We start from the raw sequence: 3360 nt of genomic DNA on the forward strand, positions 1-3360 counted from the left end.
TTGATTTAACGCCATGTTTTGATCGCTGATCTTATGCCCGCCGACCGTGATACCATCTAAAATGGTTTGCACTTCGGGCAAAGTCATCGCCACGCCTTCTAAATTAACCGCATCATATACCAGTGCCGGAACATCCCGCTTAGCTAATTGTCTAGCCAACGCTTTATTCGGCTGCATATGCCACACTGTATCTGTAGGAATTAATGGCATTACACTATCCCAAGTTGATCTTCATAAAATATAAAATATAAATCATTAATAAATTTTGATTCAATGAATAAAAAATGAAAGACCTGACCCTATGGATTCAGCCCGGCGATGCCGCTGATGGCCACGCAGATCCCCGCATCGGAGCGAGCCGGTCCCCCCTAGCCATTTCAAGCACCACGGTCTCACTGACGGCGCCATTTTACGGCTCCGCCTTACTATTGGGTGATTCGTATGAGGCCTTATTTTCCCCAATATCACTGCTCCGCAGTAGGAGGCTGAGGATCGTGGGTAATTACGTTTTGAATGATAACACCGCACTTGGCAAAGGTGTCTACCTGTTGATGGCCTTCCCCACGACGGTGCCTCTTCTACCCATATACGTTGAAGACCAACAACTGACGTTAATTATTAATTGTGACTCATAGTCCGTAGACACATAGTCGACGTGCTGTAAATATTTCTCCTTAACATGGGGGAATGTTCATGAATGATGAAAAATTACTCTTATTATTTGGCGCTCATGTCAAAAGCCTTCGCCTTAAAAATGATGTAAGCCAAGAAAAACTAGCATTATTGTCTGAGTTAGACAGAACCTATATAAGCGGCATTGAGCGAGGAAAAAGAAATATCAGCCTACTGAACATAATAAAACTTTCGGCTTCTTTGAATGTCACGCCTGCAATGTTACTAACCTTTAATATGGAAGAACAAAATGACAGATAGTTCTATTTTTGTTAAAAAAGAGGCTGAGCGTTATCACGTTCACAATGACTCTGTAATACATCAATACATCACAAGAAAAACTAAGGCATCTGAGCGAGATAGCAAAGCAAGACGCTCGTTAGGAAATCTTTATGCTTTATATGTATTGTGTAAAGACTATTTGAATGGCAATGAAACAGGCTCCACTTTTACCGACTTAATGGCCAATATGAAAAGTATGCCTTTTGGTGCGAAACTACAGAATCACCCATTAGATAATAGACTAAATGATGAAGTTCGCCGTCAATATGGAGTCTCCGATAATATACTGCCTGTACAACCAGCAGATCTTGGCGATGGAAGAAAAGCACGAAAAATATCGGTAGCACTACTATCTGAAAAAGGTATGAATCCAAAAGAGACTGCTGCATACGTAGTTGCTACTATAGATAAATATATTCAGATAATCGACGACAACCAAACAGCATACTTAAATGAAATTGAAGCTGCTACAACAGATAAAGATATTGTTAATTTGGTAAAAAAAGCGTTTGAATACAATTCTGACGCTCGACTTTTTGAGATAATCTCATTTGCATTATTGCATCTTCACTTTAAGCAAACTCAAGTAACTCTTACTTTTAAAGGTGTAACAAAAACTGAAAATTTATGCCTGTATAGAACAGGCCGCACAAATGCAAATGATGGTGGTATAGATTTTGTTTTAAAGCCACTAGGTGAATTTTTTCAAGTTACGGAAACCCTAGATTTTAAAAAATATTTCCTGGATTTTGATAAGATAAATAGATATCAACTTAGCTTCGTAATTAAAACAGATCTCAACTCTGACGAAGTACGAAATCAAATATCTACCAATGCGCACAAAACCTTAGACGCTAATTTAGTCGAAAAATATGTTAGTTTATTTGGTAATATCTATACGTTAATTGAATTAAAAAATATTCTCGATTGTGTAAATGAATCTCATGAGCTGATAGTTCAGCTCAAAGAGATCATTATAAATTGCTTTAAACTTGAATATGGCCTGCTAGATTAATTTAATTTAAACGGGAGAAATTTCGATACTTTTTTTTCCCGTACTTTTTTTGATAAATTATTTGTTTTACGTTTTTTTTCTTTAGCAAGCTCTTCTTGAGAATATTTAGATGAGATATCGAGTCGCCTAATCCCCATCTTTACATAATCTTCATTAATTTCTATACCTATTGATTTTCTTCCTAGTCGTTTAGCCGTTGCCCCTGTAGTAAAGCTACCCGAGAAAGGATCTAAGACGACATCCCCAACATTAGATGATGCCATAATAATTCTTTCTAGCAGCGCCTCTGGTTTTTGAGTTGGATGATTTTCATACTCATCCATCTTAAATCTAACTCGTGGAAACTCCCAGACATTACCTGGCACTTTTTTAGTATTATATGGTTGTGGTGGGTTTTTTCGATAGTCAATTAACTGTCTTTTTGCACCTGTCTTTGCCTCAACCATAATGTCATTATGATTGAATGTGTAATTTTTTTCACTTTTAGTGAGCATCAGAATAGGCTCGTACATTGAGCCAAAATATGTTTTTGCTTGTACGCCAGAGCTATCATATGCCCATATTATTCTGCTTTTTACAATAAATTTCTGTCTGCACCACAAATCTAAGAATGGCATATTTTCAGTGCTATTCATTAAATAAAATGTGCCATTACTTTTGAGAACACGGTGGCATTCTTCCAGCCATTCATAGCACCATGTCAAAAATGTATTCTCTGACCAATTTTCCTTTAACCCATCAAAATCCTTACCAATATTGTATGGTGGATCAGCGAAAATTAAATCAATGGACTCATCATCGATATTTTTAATCGATGTAAGAACGTCACCATGTATTATCTTGTGATCCTTGGAATCAAAGGTGTCAAATATCACGTCAAATTTATTTGCCATTGATGTAACCAATTGTTAATAATCGGGTAGACTTATAGTCTACATTGATTAAAAATAAAAATCAAGTTAGCAGAGACAGCAATGCTTCCTTAATAATACATCTTTGACTACTACAGATAGTAGCCTAAAGAAGGTGCGAACAAGTGTGGTAATTGCCTCTACGTGATGCTCTGGCAGATTTTTAGGTAATGCTGCCAATCAGTTGAAACTTGGATTCAACTAGTAAGTGCGACACTGTGTAAACAAAAACGGTAAGTTGCTGTATCATCGTAATTTACCTACCACAGTGAATCACAGATGAAATACAAACAACTTACCGAAGTGTAAAGATACCAGATCTACGCGCTAAAAAAAGAAAAAATCTCTGTAGCAAAAATAGCTCAAAATATCGGCACTTGTCGTAGCACTGTGTATCGAGAACTTGCTCGTAACACAGGAAAAAAAGGTTACAGACCGAAACAAGCTCACGCCTTAGCTGAATCGCGCAAACATAGTGCA

4 protein-coding genes and 1 pseudogene are annotated in these 3360 nt (G+C 37.1%); 3 read left to right on the forward strand and 2 right to left on the reverse strand.

What is annotated here, in order from left to right; genetic code table 11:
- Positions 1-210, reverse strand: a pseudogene (locus ACRCZA_RS09565) (Fic family protein); the annotation flags it as partial.
- 483 nt (positions 211-693) lie between these two features.
- On the opposite strand from ACRCZA_RS09565, the gene ACRCZA_RS09570 reads away from it, so the two are divergent.
- Together ACRCZA_RS09570 and ACRCZA_RS09575 are read left to right on the forward strand one after the other, a co-directional pair.
- A complete protein-coding gene (locus ACRCZA_RS09570; protein WP_438674217.1) occupies positions 694-933 on the forward strand; it encodes a helix-turn-helix domain-containing protein in 240 nt (79 codons plus the stop codon).
- Positions 923-1969: a hypothetical protein gene (locus ACRCZA_RS09575; RefSeq protein WP_438674218.1), complete on the forward strand. Its 1047-nt coding sequence runs from the start codon at positions 923-925 to the stop codon at positions 1967-1969. Before ACRCZA_RS09570 ends, ACRCZA_RS09575 begins: the two co-directional genes overlap by 11 nt.
- Here the strand turns inward: ACRCZA_RS09575 and yhdJ are convergent.
- Positions 1966-2862: an adenine-specific DNA-methyltransferase gene (gene yhdJ, locus ACRCZA_RS09580; protein ID WP_438674219.1), complete on the reverse strand. Its 897-nt coding sequence runs from the start codon at positions 2860-2862 to the stop codon at positions 1966-1968. The genes ACRCZA_RS09575 and yhdJ overlap by 4 nt on opposite strands.
- Positions 2863-3198: 336 nt before the next feature.
- Here yhdJ and ACRCZA_RS09585 point away from each other — a divergent pair.
- Positions 3199-3360: helix-turn-helix domain-containing protein (locus tag ACRCZA_RS09585; protein WP_438674220.1), on the forward strand; the 162-nt coding region annotated here is incomplete at its 3' end.

It is taken from the genome of Shewanella sp., assembly GCF_051658185.1.
Taxonomy (GTDB): Bacteria; Pseudomonadota; Gammaproteobacteria; order Enterobacterales; family Shewanellaceae; genus Shewanella.